The 16,303-nt window shown below is 44.0% G+C and carries 11 protein-coding genes; 4 read left to right on the top strand and 7 right to left on the bottom strand.

Going from position 1 to position 16,303, the window contains the following annotated elements:
- The first annotated feature begins 137 nt into the window (after positions 1-137).
- On the top strand, positions 138-1,154 hold the full coding sequence (locus tag ACYX4M_RS00890) for an NAD-dependent epimerase (RefSeq protein ID WP_476081484.1): 1,017 nt from the start codon (positions 138-140) through the stop codon (positions 1,152-1,154).
- Positions 1,155-1,187: 33 nt separating this feature from the next.
- Here the strand turns inward: ACYX4M_RS00890 and ACYX4M_RS00885 are convergent, their stop codons facing one another.
- From ACYX4M_RS00885 to ACYX4M_RS00870, 4 genes are all read right to left on the bottom strand, one after another.
- Positions 1,188-2,072, bottom strand: coding sequence for a patatin-like phospholipase family protein (locus tag ACYX4M_RS00885; RefSeq protein ID WP_476081483.1), 885 nt, complete (start codon positions 2,070-2,072; stop codon positions 1,188-1,190).
- A gap of 372 nt (positions 2,073-2,444) precedes the next feature.
- The gene (locus tag ACYX4M_RS00880) at positions 2,445-4,640 is read right to left on the bottom strand and encodes a malate synthase G (RefSeq protein WP_476081482.1); all 2,196 of its coding nucleotides are present in this window, start codon (positions 4,638-4,640) and stop codon (positions 2,445-2,447) included.
- A 98-nt stretch (positions 4,641-4,738) separates the two neighbouring features.
- Complete coding sequence (locus ACYX4M_RS00875) at positions 4,739-5,683, bottom strand: LysR family transcriptional regulator (protein ID WP_334057106.1); 945 nt, start codon at positions 5,681-5,683, stop codon at positions 4,739-4,741.
- Positions 5,684-5,965: 282 nt separating this feature from the next.
- A complete protein-coding gene (locus tag ACYX4M_RS00870; protein ID WP_474871005.1) occupies positions 5,966-7,561 on the bottom strand; it encodes an isocitrate lyase in 1,596 nt (531 codons plus the stop codon).
- A gap of 653 nt (positions 7,562-8,214) precedes the next feature.
- Here ACYX4M_RS00870 and ACYX4M_RS00865 point away from each other — a divergent pair.
- From ACYX4M_RS00865 to glsB, 3 genes are all read left to right on the top strand, one after another.
- A complete protein-coding gene (locus ACYX4M_RS00865; RefSeq protein WP_476081481.1) occupies positions 8,215-9,174 on the top strand; it encodes a chemotaxis protein CheV in 960 nt (319 codons plus the stop codon).
- A 236-nt stretch (positions 9,175-9,410) separates the two neighbouring features.
- The gene (locus ACYX4M_RS00860) at positions 9,411-10,889 is read left to right on the top strand and encodes an alkaline phosphatase (protein WP_476081480.1); all 1,479 of its coding nucleotides are present in this window, start codon (positions 9,411-9,413) and stop codon (positions 10,887-10,889) included.
- 176 nt (positions 10,890-11,065) lie between these two features.
- A complete protein-coding gene (gene glsB, locus ACYX4M_RS00855; protein WP_179984083.1) occupies positions 11,066-11,974 on the top strand; it encodes a glutaminase B in 909 nt (302 codons plus the stop codon).
- Here glsB and ACYX4M_RS00850 read toward each other — a convergent pair.
- From ACYX4M_RS00850 to ACYX4M_RS00840, 3 genes are read right to left on the bottom strand one after another with little or no spacing between them, the layout of a single operon-like run.
- A complete protein-coding gene (locus ACYX4M_RS00850) occupies positions 11,971-13,407 on the bottom strand; it encodes a lipocalin-like domain-containing protein (protein WP_476081479.1) in 1,437 nt (478 codons plus the stop codon). The two genes, glsB and ACYX4M_RS00850, sit on opposite strands and share 4 nt — an antisense overlap.
- Positions 13,404-15,968, bottom strand: coding sequence for an FtsX-like permease family protein (locus tag ACYX4M_RS00845; protein ID WP_476081478.1), 2,565 nt, complete (start codon positions 15,966-15,968; stop codon positions 13,404-13,406). The genes ACYX4M_RS00850 and ACYX4M_RS00845 overlap by 4 nt, the downstream gene beginning before the upstream one ends.
- On the bottom strand, positions 15,925-16,275 hold the full coding sequence (locus tag ACYX4M_RS00840) for a hypothetical protein (RefSeq protein ID WP_476081477.1): 351 nt from the start codon (positions 16,273-16,275) through the stop codon (positions 15,925-15,927). Before ACYX4M_RS00840 ends, ACYX4M_RS00845 begins: the two co-directional genes overlap by 44 nt.
- Positions 16,276-16,303 lie beyond the last annotated feature (28 nt).

Below are 16,303 nucleotides of genomic sequence, written 5' to 3'. Positions count from 1 at the left end.
TGTAGCATAGTTAACTGACAAGGCTAGTTTTATAGAATTAGGTTGTATAAGACTTCTATCGCTCGTTTGAACTAGAATAAAGCACGAGCGTATCAGTGATACTTTAATTTAAAATACGAAATCCAAGGGATTAATAAATGAAAATCTTAGTCACCGGAGCAGCTGGTTTCATTGGTGCAGCTGTATCGCAATACCTTATCAATCGTGGTGACCAAGTTGTCGGGATTGACAACATTAACGATTATTACGATGTAAATTTAAAGCACGCTCGATTAGACGAGATTAAGTCATCACCAGCGGCTGATTTATTCTCATTCACGGAAATGGGCGTTGAAGAGCGCGACAAAATGGCAGCGCTTTTTGAAGAGCACAAATTTGATAGAGTGGTGCATTTGGCTGCTCAAGCTGGTGTGCGTTATTCTCTTGAAAATCCTAACGCTTACGTCGACTCAAATATTGTTGGCTTTGTGAATATTCTAGAAGGGTGTCGTCATAATAAAGTCGAGCATTTGGTGTACGCGTCATCTAGCTCAGTTTACGGTGCGAATGAAACTATGCCGTTTTCAGAACAGCATAACGTAGATCATCAAGTTAGCTTGTATGCGGCTTCTAAAAAAGCTAACGAGCTAATGGCTCATACTTATAGTCACCTGTATAACTTGCCTACAACGGGGCTGCGCTTTTTCACTGTTTACGGGCCTTGGGGCCGTCCAGATATGGCGCTGTTCAAGTTCACGAAAGCAATTCTAGAAGGCAAAACAATACAGGTTTATAACTACGGTAACCACCGTCGTGATTTCACTTATATCGATGATATCGTTGAAGGCGTAATTCGCTCATTGGATAATGTGGCTAAACCTAACGAGAATTGGGACGGCGGCAACCCAGATCCAAGTACGAGTAAGGCGCCCTATAAGGTATACAATATTGGTGCGCAGACACCAGTTCACCTTTTGAAGTTTATTGAAACCCTTGAAAGCGCTTTGGGTATTGAGGCGAAGAAAGAACTTCTTCCTATTCAGCCGGGCGATGTGCCTGACACCTATGCTGATGTGTCGTCGCTCGTTGAAGATACTGGGTACCAGCCATCTACCGATGTTGAAACTGGCGTAAAGGCGTTTGTCGATTGGTATCGTGACTTTTATAAAGTGTAAGCGCTAGCGACTGATAATTACTTTCTGAAATCGTTACAGTGCACTGCTTCTCATAAATCCCGCACACTTTTTGGGCAAGAACTCTTTCGTGGTTGCATAACCGAGCTCAAAAAGTGTGTTCTTAATTTCAGGTGTAAGCGAAAAATCTACCGCGGAAATCTCCCCGGTATTTACCACCACCGTATTGTGCCAATACTTCGCATTGACGTACTCCCTAGAAATTGCCGTCATAAACGTGCGAATTAGCATGCTGACGTATTGCGGCAGTTGAAGTAAGTTCTTTTTAATAGCCTTGCGTTTTTGTTCGGTGCTTTGCAGTCTGAAGCATACTGATGGCGTGCCATCACCTCGCCAGTCTTCAAACAGAGCATCTTCAGACAATATAGCCCCATCTACTAGCAAGTGCTCTTTGAAAGGCTTAAATGAAAAGATTAGGGGTATCGACATAGAATACCGTACTGCCTCTGATACTTTCATATCAGGAGAGGTCTGCTTATTAAATAAAACTGGCCCGCCGCCATTTACGTCGGTAGCGAGTATATGCAGGTTAAGGGGGAGGTCGGCAAAGACTGCGCCCTCTAATTGTTCGTCAATCCACCGCTGAAACACATCGCCAGAAGAAAGACCGCCTTCTCGAAGCAATCTCACAATCGAAAACTCTGTGAATTGCTTGAAATCGGTAACGAGTGCTAGCTCTCGCATTTGCTCGACAGTGTACCCTTTGGCATAAAGTGACGCGATAATAGAGCCGCCAGATACGCCAACCAAAGTATCAAAATAAATGTTCATATCGTGCAGCGCTTTTATGATGCCGATATGGGCACTTAAGCGCGTACCCCCGCCTGAAAAGATGGGCACAATTTGCGTTACATCTTCTCGTAAAAGTTTATTCGGTATTGCCGGTGAGGCTATCTGCATGTGCATACTCCAAACTAAGGAGGCCTCGCGCAAAGTGTTTTAACTTAGGCCGTAAAACGAAATGCACTTCCTCTCAATAAAAGCGTAGTTTATTGGTAAGGTATCAGCAAAGTATGAGAGGTTAGAAGAGAGGAATCTTTAGTATAAGGTGTTGCTATATCGCTACATTGAATACTGTTCTGTGCCGTTAACTGTAAGCCCAACTGGCCCTTCACACTTTGCAATTGTTTGAACAACGTGGAAACGACCCATAAAAAAGGCTCACTTCTGGGCTAACAGAGTGAGCCATGTTTATATGCATTTGTGTCGCTAACGCGCTTTGTGACCTTGCTTACAAGCCTGAGATTCTAACCAATAAATACACGTCTAAAATTAACTCGCGGCAAGCTTCGCTTTCATTTCGCGGCGACGGGCGTGCAGTAAAGGTTCTGTGTAACCGCTAGGCTGCTCTTTACCTTTGAAGATAAGGTCGCGTGCGGCTAAGAAGCCAATTGAGCTGTCTAAATCAGGTGCCATCGGAATGTACTCAGGGTCATCTGCATTTTGCTCATCTACCAGCACTGCCATACGAGCCAAAGACTCTTTTACCTGATCTACACTTACAATGCCGTGCTCTAGCCAGTTAGCGATATGCTGCGATGAAATACGCAAGGTTGCGCGGTCTTCCATTAAGCCTACATTGTTTATGTCTGGCACTTTAGAGCAGCCTACACCTTGGTGAACCCAGCGCACTACGTAGCCCAATATACCCTGAACGTTATTGTCTATTTCACGCTTGATGCCTTCACGCGTAAGTGTAGATGCATCTTCTAACAATGGAATGGTAAGTATGTCAGCAAGGCCATCAAAGTCTTCATCTAATGACTTCTGAACGTCAAACACATTCACATCATGATAATGAAGTGCGTGCAGTGTTGCTGCAGTGGGTGAGGGTACCCAAGCGGTATTAGCACCAGCTTTAGGATGGCCAATTTTAGCGGTCATCATATTTTGCATTTCATCAGGTATCGGCCACATGCCTTTACCGATTTGCGCTTTGCCAGAAAGACCGCAACGAAGACCTACAGCCACGTTGGCAGTCTCATAAGCCTTAATCCATGCCATAGACTTAAGGGCAGCTTTCTCTGCAAAAGGCCCGGCTAGCATTGAGGTATGAATTTCATCACCGGTTCTGTCTAAGAAACCTGTGTTGATAAATACAACACGTGAAGTGGCTTCAGCAATACAAGCCTGAAGGTTGATACTAGTGCGGCGCTCTTCATCCATTATGCCCATCTTAAGGGTGTTGGCTGGAACATCGATAATTGCTTCAATAGCACCAAACAATTCGTTAGAGAATGCCACTTCCTCTGGACCGTGCATTTTAGGTTTAACAATGTAAATACTGCCCTCGCGGCTGTTTTTAAATTTACTGTTTCCTAAAAGGTCATGCTTTGCGATAAGTGAAGTGACTAAACCGTCCATGATCCCCTCTGGCACTTCTTCGCCGTCAAAGAGCATAGCATTGTTAGTCATAAGGTGGCCCACGTTTCTAACAAACATAAGGCTTCGACCAGAAAGTACTAGTTCGCCGTCTTTTAGCTTGTCTTGCGAAGCGTGTTTAGACGGCTGATAGCTTCTGTCGTCGTGCATGGCGCGAACAAGATGCTTGCCGCCCTTTGTCATTTCAATGCTTAACGAGCCTTTCATCAAACCTAACCAGTTGCTGTACACCAAGGTTTTATCTTCAGCGTCAACAGCAGCAACGGAATCTTCGCAGTCCATAATGGTGGTTAATGCAGCTTCAACCAGTACGTCTTTTACGTTTGCGGCATCGCTCTCGCCAATAGGGTGAGTCGGGTCTAGTTGAATTTCAAAATGCAGACCGTTGTGTGCAAATAGCAGGCTTGACGGTGCGCTAATGTCACCTTGGTATCCTTGCCATTGCTCTGTGTTCGCTAAGGTGGTTTCATCGCCGTCGACAAGAGTGATCGCTAATTTACCCGATTCAATCTTATATTCAGTAACGTCAGCGTGGCTGCCTTTCGCTAGCGGTATCATGCTATCTAGATAGTCTTTCGCTTTCGCAACGACTTTGGCGCCGCGTACGGGGTTGTAGCTCTTGCCAGGCTCGGCGCCACCGTCATTGCTTATAACGTCAGTGCCGTATAGTGCGTCGTAAAGGCTTCCCCAACGGGCATTTACCGCATTAAGTGCATAGCGAGCGTTGTTGATTGGCACTACTAGCTGAGGGCCTGCCATTGTTGCTATTTCGGCGTCTACATTTTGTGTTTGTGCACTTACTTGTGACGGCTGCTCAACAAGGTAACCAATGCTTTTTAGGAAGTCGGTATATTCGTTTCCGTTTACCGGGTTACCAGCTTTATGATAATCGTCGATAGCGCGCTGAAGCTGTTCTCGCTTTTCTAATAGTGCGCGATTTTGAGGAATGAATTTTTCGAAGAGGGTTTCTGCACCTTGCCAAAAGGTGTCTTTATCTACGCCTGTGCCAGGAAGTGCCTGTTCATTAATAAAGTTATCGAGTTGTTCGGCAACCTGTAGTCGGCCTCTAGTAATATATCCTTGCATAACTACCTCTATACGTTTGTCTGTTCACCCAGTGTAGTGTGTATAGAGATAGTTTTTTAATTTATGGTTTGTATTTCTGCCATATATTTTGTGAATGTTCAGCCCGCATTCATTTCGCTAGCTACATCGCTGATTAAGCGGCGCAACCAAATGTGACCTGCGTCGTGGTGAAGTAGGGCACTCCACGCCATTTTTAGCGCAATTGGTGGTATGTCGAAAGGCGGCTCTTTAATCACCACATCTGGGTCGTGTTTGAATAAACGCGCCGCTTTGCTTGGTAAGGTAGCAATAAGCTTTTGCTTTTTCGCAATCTGAAGCGCTGCATGGTAATGACGAGTAAATACGCGAATAGCACGCTGTTTGCCAATTTTTGTAAGCTCAGCGTCTACCCAACCCAACTTTTGAACTTCGTTCGGGTCAATACCTACGCCAACACCAAACCCCGTTTTACTTACCCATATATGCTGGGCACTCAAATACCCTTCGAGATCGCATTTTTCTACCAGCGGGTGGTCAGCACTCATCACGCAGCTAAACGAATCGTACCAAATAACTTTTTGGTGAAATGACAAAGGAAGTTCATCGAAGCGATTAATTGCCATGTCCACTTTACCTTGTTCTACATCGTGGAAAGTCACATCGCTAGGCGTAATGAGATCAAGGGTAATATTGGGTGCTAGGTCGGCCAGTCTTCCAACCAGTTCAAGTAACAAAGTGCTCTCTGCATAGTCACTGGTCATAATGCGAAAGGTTCTGTCACTGGTTAACGGGTCGAAATCAGTTTCTGGCTGAATAGAGCTTTCTAATCGACTAAGTACATCGCGGATAATAGGCTGAAGTTCAAGCGCGCGCTTGGTGGGGGTCATCCCATCGCTGGTACGAACTAAAAGCGGATCTTTAAATAGATCGCGAAGTCGCTTTAAGCCGTTACTCATTGCTGGCTGAGTAATGCTTAGCTGGTTTGCAGCTTTCGTTACACTCCCTTCGCGCAACAGCACATCTAAATAAACCAATAAATTCAGGTCGACCTTCGCTATATTCATTATTCTAATGCTCTTTTTAAACCTAATTAAATATAGCTATTATAAAGCTTTTTTATTTGATTGTCAGATAAGCGTTTAGTCTTAACTTTCTCAATTTTATAACGGTAAATTATTGATAAATATGATGTATATGAATTTATTATGAGGTTTTGGAAAATATGGCTCCATTTATTTTTCTTTGAAAATATAAATGAAATGAATAGCGTGCACAAAAAAGGGCACCCGAAGGTGCCCTGTAGGAAAGGTTGGGATACTTTCCGTTTAACTCATTGCCTGTTCGCGTTATACGTCGAACTGGTTCATGGTGTTATCTTCACCAGACGCTTTAAGTGCACCCTCACCTGAGAAGTACTCTTTGTGCGTATCACCTAGGTCAGAACCTGCCATCGCTTGGTGCTTAACGCACGCTAGGCCTTGGCGAATTTCTTGACGCTGAACACCGCGAACATAAGCAAGCATACCTTCTTCACCGAAGTAGCCTTTTGCAAGGTTATCTGTAGATAGTGCTGCAGTATGATAAGTCGGTAGCGTAATAAGGTGGTGGAAGATGCCTGCTTCACGCGCTGCATCAGCCTGGAAGCTCTTGATCTTCTCGTCCGCCGCTGCTGCAAGTTCGCTGTCGTCATAATCAGCAGACATAAGTTTCGCGCGGTCATAACCAGAAACGTCTTTACCTTCTTCTGTCCAAGCATCAAATACTTGCTGACGGAAGTTAAGCGTCCAGTTGAATGATGGAGAGTTGTTGTATACCAGTTTAGCGTTTGGAACTTGTTCGCGAATAGCGTTAACCATTTCAGCGATCTGACCAACGTGAGGCTTTTCAGTCTCAATCCAAAGTAGGTCAGCACCGTGCTTAAGTGACGTTACACAGTCAAGAACTACACGGTCAAAACCTGTGTTGTCTTTAAAGCGGAACAAGCCGTTTGGTAGACGCTCAGGCTTAACCAATTTGCCACCTTGCTTAAGAACTAGGTCACCTTCATTTAGGTCGCCTGCGCTTGCAACTTCAGTAGTTTTAAGGAATGCATTGTACTGAGCAGCTAAGTCGCCTTCTGATGTAGATACTGGGATCTTCTGAGTAAGGCCAGCACCTAGTGAGTCAGTACGTGCAACAATTACACCTTCATCAACACCTAGTTCAAGAAATGCATAGCGTACTGCATTGATCTTCGCTAGGAAGTCTTCGTGTGGAACGGTTACTTTACCGTCTTGGTGACCACATTGTTTCGCGTCTGACACTTGGTTTTCAATTTGGATACAGCATGCACCTGCTTCAATCATTTGCTTTGCAAGTAGGTACGTAGCTTCTTCGTTACCAAAGCCCGCATCGATATCAGCGATGATTGGAACTACGTGAGTTTCGTAGTTGTCGATCTCAGCTTGAATCGCAGCTACATCACCACCGTTTTTCTTCGCGTCGTCTAGTTTGTGGAAAAGGTCACCAAGTTCACGTGCGTCTGCTTGACGAAGGAAAGTGTAAAGCTCTTCGATAAGTGCAGAAACTGACGTTTTTTCGTGCATCGATTGGTCAGGAAGAGGACCAAACTCAGAGCGAAGCGCTGCTACCATCCAGCCTGAAAGATAAAGGTAGCTTTTGTTAGTTGTGCCCTGGTGCTTTTTAACTGAAAGCATTTTCTGTTGGCCTACAAAGCCATGCCAGCAGCCAAGTGACTGTGTGTACTGAGACGAATCTGCGTCGTATTCAGCCATGTCTTTGCGCATGATACTTGCTGTATAGCGAGCAATGTCTAAACCTGTTTTAAAACGGTTTTGAACCTTCATACGTGCAGCGAATTCTGGGTTGATACCTTCCCAAGCTCCGTTTTGTGCTGCCTTTAATGTGGCGAAGTTATCAATGTCTTGTTGATATTGCGACATGAGCGTCTCTCCCGACTATAATTGAAATTCTTAACGTTGTTTATGTTCACGCTGTAGGGCGTTCCCGTTGATTCCATTTCATCCTAGTGCGGGATTTTGAATAAGAGAAATATATAATTTGCATTGCGGTCATTCATTTTGTGAATGTTTTATTGGGGCGTTGTTGTTGTGTTGTCAAACTTCAAGCTAAGTCAGGAGACGCTCATTTCATGCTCCGGTAATGTGCGATAGCAAATTCATTCATTTATCGCTAAAACAGCATAGAGGGGCTTTACTGGAAAAAACGCGATATTAATTAAGAGAGCATGTTTCACCTTGTTCGCCTATATTTAAACTACCTTTAGGTAATAACAACGCACTGCGCGCGTAATTTCGGTGAAGGCAAACACGCGTTGACGTATTTGAGTGAGTCGCTGGTAAATAGCTAATGCTAGTCAATAAAGTTCCCAAGGTTTGTGACCATTGCCAAGGTGGCTTTACTGGTAAAACCTTAATTATGTTGATTTTTTCAGCTGTCTATTAGCTAAAAGGGTAATAGCTTTGTTATGACTGTAAGAGTAACTTTAGCGATAAGTTGTTGTGGCTAAGCCAATTAATATTACGATGTTAAATTGGCTCTAGGCCTTTGATAGTAAAATGAATAAGTGGGCGTTATGAGTAACAGTGTATTGTCGTCGGTGGATCAAAGAACCAAGCTTGTAGGGGAAAACAGGCTTGAGCTTTTGATGTTTCAGCTTGGAACCCGTCACATTTTTGCCATGAATGTCTTTAAAATCAAAGAAGTTATCAATGTACCCAAGCTTAACATTATGCCTGGTTCCCATAATAACCTTAAAGGTGTAATGAATTACCGCGGCAGCTCTATTCCAATTATAGACTTGCGTCAGGCGATAAAAATGCGCGGAGCAGCCACGGAAGCTACGGCGAAAAACGTTATTATCACCGAATACAATAGAAGCGTGCAGGGCTTTATTATAGGCGAAGTTAAAAATATCGTTAATACCTCTTGGGGGACCATACAACCGCCCCCTAGCGGAATTGGTAAATCTAATTATTTAACCGCCATAACTCAGGTGAATGTTGAGGGTAAACAGGAGCTGGTTGAGATAATAGATGTTGAAAAAGTGCTCGCTGAAATCATCGATTACGATACATCTATCTCTGAGGAAGTGTTAGACCAAGATATCGTTAATCACTTTGTAGGCAAGAAAGTGTTGATTGTTGATGATTCCAGCACGGCAAGAAAACAAATAAAGGATACATTAGAGCAGCTTGGTATCACGATTATCGAACGAAAAAACGGTGCTGAAGCGTTAGCATTACTCAAAAAGTGGGCCGACGAAGGGAAAAAACCTACGGATGAAATTTTGCTTATGTTTACTGACGCAGAAATGCCAGAAATGGACGGATATCGGCTTACCTCAGAGGTACGTAGCGACTCTCGAATGAGCAATCTGTTCATAGCACTCAATACTTCATTAAGCGGTAGCTTTAATGATGCTATGGTTGAAAAAGTAGGTTGTAATAGATTTATCTCTAAATTTCAGCCTGATATGCTTGTAGACGTGGCGCAGCAGCGCATGCGTGAATACCTTGCAGCTCAAAGCAAATAGGCTTTCCTTTATCTAAAATCGTCCATTTAGACGAGGTGACTACACGGTCATCTCACCACAAGCTTATTTTATCCAAAAGCTTTGAGCATATTGCCTGCCTGATTTACACTATTACCTCTTATCGCTTTGCTAATACCTTTATGATCACCAAAGAATCATTCGCGATAATTTCGATTTTTGCAGTAACTGCGGCTTATAACGTCAGCAGGTATCTTTACTTACTCAGGGAAGTTTAAATGATTAAACAATTTGTTCGCACATCATTGCTAAGTTGTGCGTCTATTGCTGTTCTTGCGGGCTGTGGTATCACTGAATCAAAGACCGAATCAGCAAACGCAAACAATAGCCAATTCAAAGGCGTGCCGAAAAATATCATTATGGTTGTTGCCGACGGTATGGGGCCAGCTTACACCACTGCTTATCGCAATTATGTAGATGATCCGTCAACACCAGAGGTAGAGACGGTTGTGTTTGACGACATTTTAGTAGGTAACGCGTCGACTTACCCCGCTCGTGTATCGGGTTATGTTACCGATTCAGCAGCTGCCGCAACAGCGCTTGCCACAGGTGTTAAGTCATACAATGGTGCGATAGGTGTTGATGTTGATAAACAGCCAGTGAACTCGGTGATGTACCATGCCAAAAGTAAAGGTATGCGTACTGGTTTAGCTGTAACCTCACAAATTGTTCATGCAACACCAGCGTCATACATTGCACACAATGAAAGCCGCAAGAACTACAACGAAATTGCCGAGGATTTCTTCGACGTACGCGCAAATGACGAGTTTGTGGCAGACGTAATGTTAGGTGGTGGTACTTCCTATTTTGAAAGAGAAGACAGAGATATTCTGGCGCAGTTCATTGATGCGGGCTACGAATATGCCGACACATATAATCGTCTGGCTTCGGTACCAGCAGGAAGTAATGTGCTTGGTCTGTTTGCTCCTGTAGCGCTGCCAGCAGTGCTGGATGATAAGCGTAAAAACCGTCTCGAGTACTTAACTCAACATGCTATCAAGCACTTAGAAAACGACAATGGTTTCTTCCTTTTAGTAGAGGCGAGCCAGGTAGATTGGGCGGGTCATGCGAATGATATCGCGTCTGCCATGGCTGAAATGCACGACCTAGCGTTAACAATGGAATATCTGCGCGACTATGTAAAAGCTAACCCGGATACACTGGTTGTACTAACTGCTGACCATAGCACCGGCGGTTTAACAATTGGTGCAAATGGCGACTATCGCTGGAGTCCTGAACACCTTAAGTCAATGTCAGCCTCGGTAATGACGATAGCGCTTAATATGGCTAATGAAGAAAATCCTGGCGAGTATGTTGCGCAGAAGCTTGGGCTTTCGTTAAGTGAAGAAGAGTTAGCCACGTTAAATAGTGTATCGAATCAAGATGATAAAACTCGCTTTATGGCGGTGAAAACCTTCCTAGATACAAAAACAAATACAGGGTGGACTACAGGCGGCCATACTGGTGTAGATGTTGAAGTGTTTGCTTTTGGAGCTGGCTATCAGTCGTTCATGGGGCAGATTGACAATACCGATATTGCTAAAACCATTTTCAACTTTATTGATAAAAAACAGCCTATGAAAATCAATAATGACGCAAATGAAGTATCAAGAAAGGTGACCACCAATATCGAGCTTACGTCTGATGAAGATGATGACGGCTTATGCGACTTTAAAGAAGACTGGCGCTGTAACTAAGCGTCGGCTGTACGTGCGGGCTAGGGCTTTTGTAGCACAGTGCATTATTGAAGCAACACATAGCCAATAGAACTTAACTAAAATGGAAGCGCCAGCGTTTTTTAAACAGGCGCTTTTCTTTTATTTACAAAAAAATATTAGCAAAAAAGAGGTCAAACGAGACAATGGAAAGCGAAATGCTATCGTTACTGCAGGATATTTATGACGAAGTCGAGCCTATGCTTGGCATGGGTAAAGTCGCGGACTATATCCCGGCGTTAGCCACTGTTAACCCTCGTCAGTTTGGCATTTCTATTTGCGATATCAATGGGCACATCACGTCTATTGGTGACGCTAGCGTGCCCTTTTCTATACAAAGTATCTCAAAAGTTTTTAACTTGGTTTTGTCCATCAATCACTACGGTGAAACCATGTGGGAGCGGGTGGGGTGTGAGCCATCTGGGCTGCCGTTTAACTCCTTAGTGCAGTTAGAATACGAACACGGTATTCCGCGCAACCCTTTTATTAACGCAGGTGCGCTGGTGGTCAGCGATATGGTGCAATCGCGCTTTGCATCACCTTTTATTGCCATGAGAGATTTTGTAAGACGGTTAAGCTGTAATGGGGAAATTATAGTTAATAAAGAAGTTGCCGATTCGGAGTTCGAGCACCGTTCTCGTAACGCGGCAATGGCGTATTTGATGAAAGCCTATGGCAATTTCGAAAACGACGTGGAAGATGTGCTTCGCAATTACTTTCATAATTGCGCATTAGAAATGAGTTGTGAAGACTTAGCGCGTTCGACAAGCTTCCTTGCTAACGCGGGCTTCTCAACCTGCGCAAATGAGCAGGTGTTAACACCTTATCAAACTAAGCAGGTGAACGCGCTCTTGGCAACCAGCGGTATGTATGATGAAGCGGGCAGCTTCGCGTTTAAAGTGGGTCTGCCGGGTAAAAGTGGGGTAGGCGGTGGTATTGTTGCCGTGGTACCTGGTCGTTTCACTATTTGCGTATTTTCTCCTGCTCTTAACAGTGTGGGGAACTCTCAGCTAGGCGTGGCGGCGCTAACTTCGCTAAGTGAACGGATAAACTGGTCTATTTATTAATATCCCGTCAATTCCATGAAGCCGCTCCCTGAGTGGGAGCCTTCTATTTCGACTCTTCCCTCATAGTAGGGAAATAAACTGTTATTCCACTGGTTTTCTTTAAACGCGCTAACGGAAATATCGATGTTTTTTGTCGGTAACTGTATGCGCCACGCTGTGGGAACGGAACGGACTGAGCTGCCTTGTTCACCTTCTACTTTGCTTTCTACTTGAATTGGCTCATAGCCTGTTGGCGTAATAGATAGGCTGTCTTGCTTGATGGTCTCTTTCATTCCATCTTTAGTTATGAAGCTGGCCGTTGTGAATACTTCCGCGTTTTGAGTTTTACTTTTCTCTTCACTGTCAGTATTCGCATGCATTCGAAACGCCATGAGTTTGCTTCCGTCGTTTAAATGCAGCGAGAACCAGTCCCACCCCAGCGCCTCACTGTTGGCCAAGTGGCTCGTCCACTCGTGATCAAACCAGCCTTTACCTTCAACTTTTATGTTATTGTCCTCTATGTTTAAAGTGCCCTTCGCATTGATGAATGGCTGGCTGTAATAGTAAGAGCGAAGCCGTTCGTCTTGCGTCTTTTTGCTATAGCCATTTTCGCCCTGTTTTATAAAAGGGCCCGAAGAGTCTAAGTTAAGCACAACATTAATGGCTTTATTAATTGGAACTACGTCATTATTTAACTGTGTATCTGCAGGTGAAGCTCTATCTACAGCACCATTTTGAGCTTCATCGTTTCTAGGTAGCGCACTTTCAGGAGGTTTGGAGGTTGCATTAGACGGCTTATTTATATCGCGCGTATGGTGTTTACCAAAAGCAAAGGTTAACGTGGAGGGAAACATAGCTTTGCTTTCTACTTTGACTGCGGCTTCCGACATTGGTTGTGCTGCCTTCCAAACCCAATCATCTATGACCGTAGTGAAGGGGCTTTGTTTTACGTATGCGTTACCTACGCCACCGCTCGCAAACCGCTCTTCAAAATAATGATGCTCTAGGGTGTGCAGTGAGGCGTGCCCCATCCATTGCTGTCCGTTAGTCCAGTTTCGCGTGGCTGATTTATCAGTACTCATATTGGCGGCCGTATCGGTATTGAATCGAAAAAGCGTATATTGCAAGCCGAATTCCTGACCGTTCTCGCCACTTAATACAAAGGTTAAGTACCACCATTCTAATTGAAAGTCGGAATGGCTTTTATGATCTTCAGGAAGCTCAACATACGTGTTTCTTTCTACTGAAGTAAAGGCGTTGCTCGATTGCATCTCGCCAAAGAAACCACGAGGTGAAGAAGCTTTTGAGGACTCACTACTCTTGCTTTGCTCGTTTATCTTTGAACTGTCATTGCAGGCAGACAAGAATGAGCAAGTGAGAAAAAGCAATAAACAGCTAAACTTGCTGAAAGGCCAACGAGAATAGTGGCTGGTGCGATTTAATGTATGCGTCATAGCTGGACTTCCTGCCTTAAGTCGATTTTGGGTTTGAGTTTCCCTAGAGGTAATAAAAGCACCAGTGATACGATAAGCAGAGAAAGGCTCACACTAGAAAGAATGACGTCTACTTTAATTGAAAGAGGGTATACCCAGTTAAACGCGTATCGATTGACTAAATTTATAAAGACGTAAGCTAAGTAGATGCCAAATGGAATAGCGAGCAATGCTGAAACAAAACAAAGTAACAGGTACTGCATAAATAGCGATGCCTTAACTTTAAGCTGGCTAACTCCCAGTGCTCTTAGTACAGACAGTTGCGCTGAGCTGCCTATAGTCAAAACGGTTAAAGACACCGCGAAGGCAATGCCTGCAACGAGCAAGGTTGTAATATTCAGGCCGTCGGTCAAAACAAAAGTGCGGTCAAACGTATCCATGGAGGTATTTAAAAGCGCTTGCCTGCTATAGAGGGTTATGTTGGCTTCATCTCCAAGGTGAGCTTTTAGCTGTTGTTCCAGTTCATCTTTTGTGAAGGGAACGTCGCTAATCGCTGTCACCTTTCGGTAGACGTTTGGCTTAGGGTATATAGCCAACACGCCGGAAAATAGGTTATTTCTTACTACAATGTTTTGTTGGTTGAATAAAGGGAGTGGCGCTAAAACTTGCCCATTTAAGTTGCCATAGTCAGGGTATATACCAAGCACTTTCCATTCAGGCCGTGTTGAGAAAATACTTGTATTTGAAGACCAGCTTGGCGAGTCGTTGGCAGAACTGGCTTTCGTCCCGTCAGCTTGATCGGTTGTTAAGTTTGTAGATTGGGTAACGTTTGAACTACTTCCATTTATAGCTTTGCGAAACCTTATATCAGCTATATTTAGCGTGTCACCTAATTCAGCATTAAGCGCGAAGGCGAGTTGCTGATTAATAAATACCCCTTTCCCTTCTTCGAACGCCCGCCAAGCTGCACTAAGGTCGTTTTTTATTACACTATCGAGGACCAGACCCTCTTGACCACTTTGGTGAACTGGGTAGCTACTAATAGAAATGTAAGTAGGCGGGAGGGCATTTACTTTGCTTACTTCTACTGTGCCATTTAAACGTAACACATCACCGTCAGCTTTTAGCAAAGGCGTTACGGCCAATGGTGATAGTGAATTGTCCGATAGTGATTCTATATTGCTAAGTGGCGCGTCGGTATAAAGGTAGAAAGGCGCGTAAAGCCTTTGATTTAACCATTGCTCCGTTGCACTTCTAAAGCTGTCGGTCATGGTATTCATGCCGATATTTGCTGTTAAGGCAATGAAAAATGCGCAAACAGCAAGACGTGTCTTGCTAGACAACAAGTGCATATTAGCAATCACGTAATGAAATACAGGCCATTGTCTTGGCACAAATGCGCTAAGTAGTTTTGCTACGATGGGTAGCCACAGAAGCACAAGTCCGCAGCTTGTAAGTAGTAATAATGCAACAAAAAATAATGCAGAAGCCGCAGAGGTAACAAAGGCTTCAGTAATAAATAGAAAAACCAAGGCCGCTGCTGATACAAGGCCTGCAGTCCTTTGCTGCATCATTTTCTTTTTTGTGGGGCGCACAGTTAACGCATTTGAAAGCTTAACGATAGAAGCTAAAGAGAAAACGACTAAGGATGTAAAAGTCGTTATTAAAGCGAATCCAAAAATAAAAAGGAGGTTGACGTCAGGGGTAATAAATACGGCGTTAAACAAAGATGTGAAGGTACCACTTATTACCGGCGATAACATCGATGCGGCTTGAAAACCAATAAACATGCCTATTGGAATACTGATCACGCAGTAAATCAGCAGCTCAACAAAGAGTGCCCCACCTAATACGCGTTTTGATATGCCTAGCTGTCGTAATCGAATTACGTTGGGTAAACGTGTGCGATACATCAAGTTTAGCGCGTTCAACACTATAAAAAGTGATACCACGCCCATAAGCGCGCTCATTGCCCACAGGTTCAATCTAAAGCTATCCGGTAACGAGCCGGTATCATTGTCATTACTGGATTGTTTAACAGATATTCCAAGTAATGTTTCTATCGTTTTAAGATCTTTTTCTAAAAGCGGCGAGAGAGCAACTAAGCTCGTAAGCGGCACAAAACTTTTATGTTGTTTTGGAATATCGTCAGCCCCGGGCTGTGCATTATCCTTGCCGTGAGCATTGTCTTTGCTATCTTTGCTATAAGAAGGGCTTATTCCTCCTCTATAAAAAGCGTCAATAGAGAGCAAAATAGTATCTTGCGGCACAAGACTACTAACATGAGCATTAACCGTCACAGGCCAATAGGGGGGAGGTGTCGACGTTGTATAGTTCTCATTTAGCGTATTGTGACAGCTGAGTTTGGTATTTGTAACAGGGTGAAGTAGCCCATTTACGGAAAAGATATTTGGAGGATTAGCACGCAATATCCGTGCTGCAAAGGCTTGCTTACTTTCTTCAGCTCCTAAAAAAAGAGACGAGAGCGAAGCGTTTTCATCAGCAGCTCGGAATGTGCTTCCTAGAAAAGGCTGAATATCAACGCCAAGCAACTTGAGGGTAATTGGTGTTGCTTCCCTCATCACTGCATGAAAGGGTAATACTGCGTTCAGATATAGCTATAAGCTGGGTAAAGCCATGCCTGCGAAGGGTGGCATAGTCTTCCTTTGTAAAGCCTTTATAAGTAAAGCGCTGATGTGTGGCCTGCTCATCTTTAACGCTGTCTTGCGAGTGTTTACCTTGTTCAAGCTGTGCTCCGCTGCCGACCGGGGTGATGACCCTGCCAGGAAAAAGGCCTTGATTCGACTGCAACAGTTCACCCTGTGTAGCACCTTCGTTTATCAGTAAAACGCTAACAAGCCCAGCATTGGCCAAAACTATTGCGGCCATGATCATCAAGGGTTCCCACGGTCTATGT

The organism is Alteromonas sp. ABV4_150, from assembly GCF_056311745.1.
This window is presented reverse-complemented; position numbering and strand designations above follow the sequence as displayed.

Excerpts from the sequence above, each read along its gene's own strand:
- ACYX4M_RS00890 (WP_476081484.1), top strand. The coding sequence starts at position 138 with ATGAAAATCTTAGTCACCGGAGCAGCTGGTTTCATTGGTGCAGCTGTA.
- ACYX4M_RS00885 (WP_476081483.1), bottom strand. The coding sequence starts at position 2,072 with ATGCAGATAGCCTCACCGGCAATACCGAATAAACTTTTACGAGAAGAT.
- ACYX4M_RS00880 (WP_476081482.1), bottom strand. The coding sequence starts at position 4,640 with ATGCAAGGATATATTACTAGAGGCCGACTACAGGTTGCCGAACAACTC.
- ACYX4M_RS00875 (WP_334057106.1), bottom strand. The coding sequence starts at position 5,683 with ATGAATATAGCGAAGGTCGACCTGAATTTATTGGTTTATTTAGATGTG.
- ACYX4M_RS00870 (WP_474871005.1), bottom strand. The coding sequence starts at position 7,561 with ATGTCGCAATATCAACAAGACATTGATAACTTCGCCACATTAAAGGCA.
- ACYX4M_RS00865 (WP_476081481.1), top strand. The coding sequence starts at position 8,215 with ATGAGTAACAGTGTATTGTCGTCGGTGGATCAAAGAACCAAGCTTGTA.
- ACYX4M_RS00860 (WP_476081480.1), top strand. The coding sequence starts at position 9,411 with ATGATTAAACAATTTGTTCGCACATCATTGCTAAGTTGTGCGTCTATT.
- glsB (WP_179984083.1), top strand. The coding sequence starts at position 11,066 with ATGCTATCGTTACTGCAGGATATTTATGACGAAGTCGAGCCTATGCTT.
- ACYX4M_RS00850 (WP_476081479.1), bottom strand. The coding sequence starts at position 13,407 with ATGACGCATACATTAAATCGCACCAGCCACTATTCTCGTTGGCCTTTC.
- ACYX4M_RS00845 (WP_476081478.1), bottom strand. The coding sequence starts at position 15,968 with ATGAGGGAAGCAACACCAATTACCCTCAAGTTGCTTGGCGTTGATATT.
- ACYX4M_RS00840 (WP_476081477.1), bottom strand. The coding sequence starts at position 16,275 with ATGGCCGCAATAGTTTTGGCCAATGCTGGGCTTGTTAGCGTTTTACTG.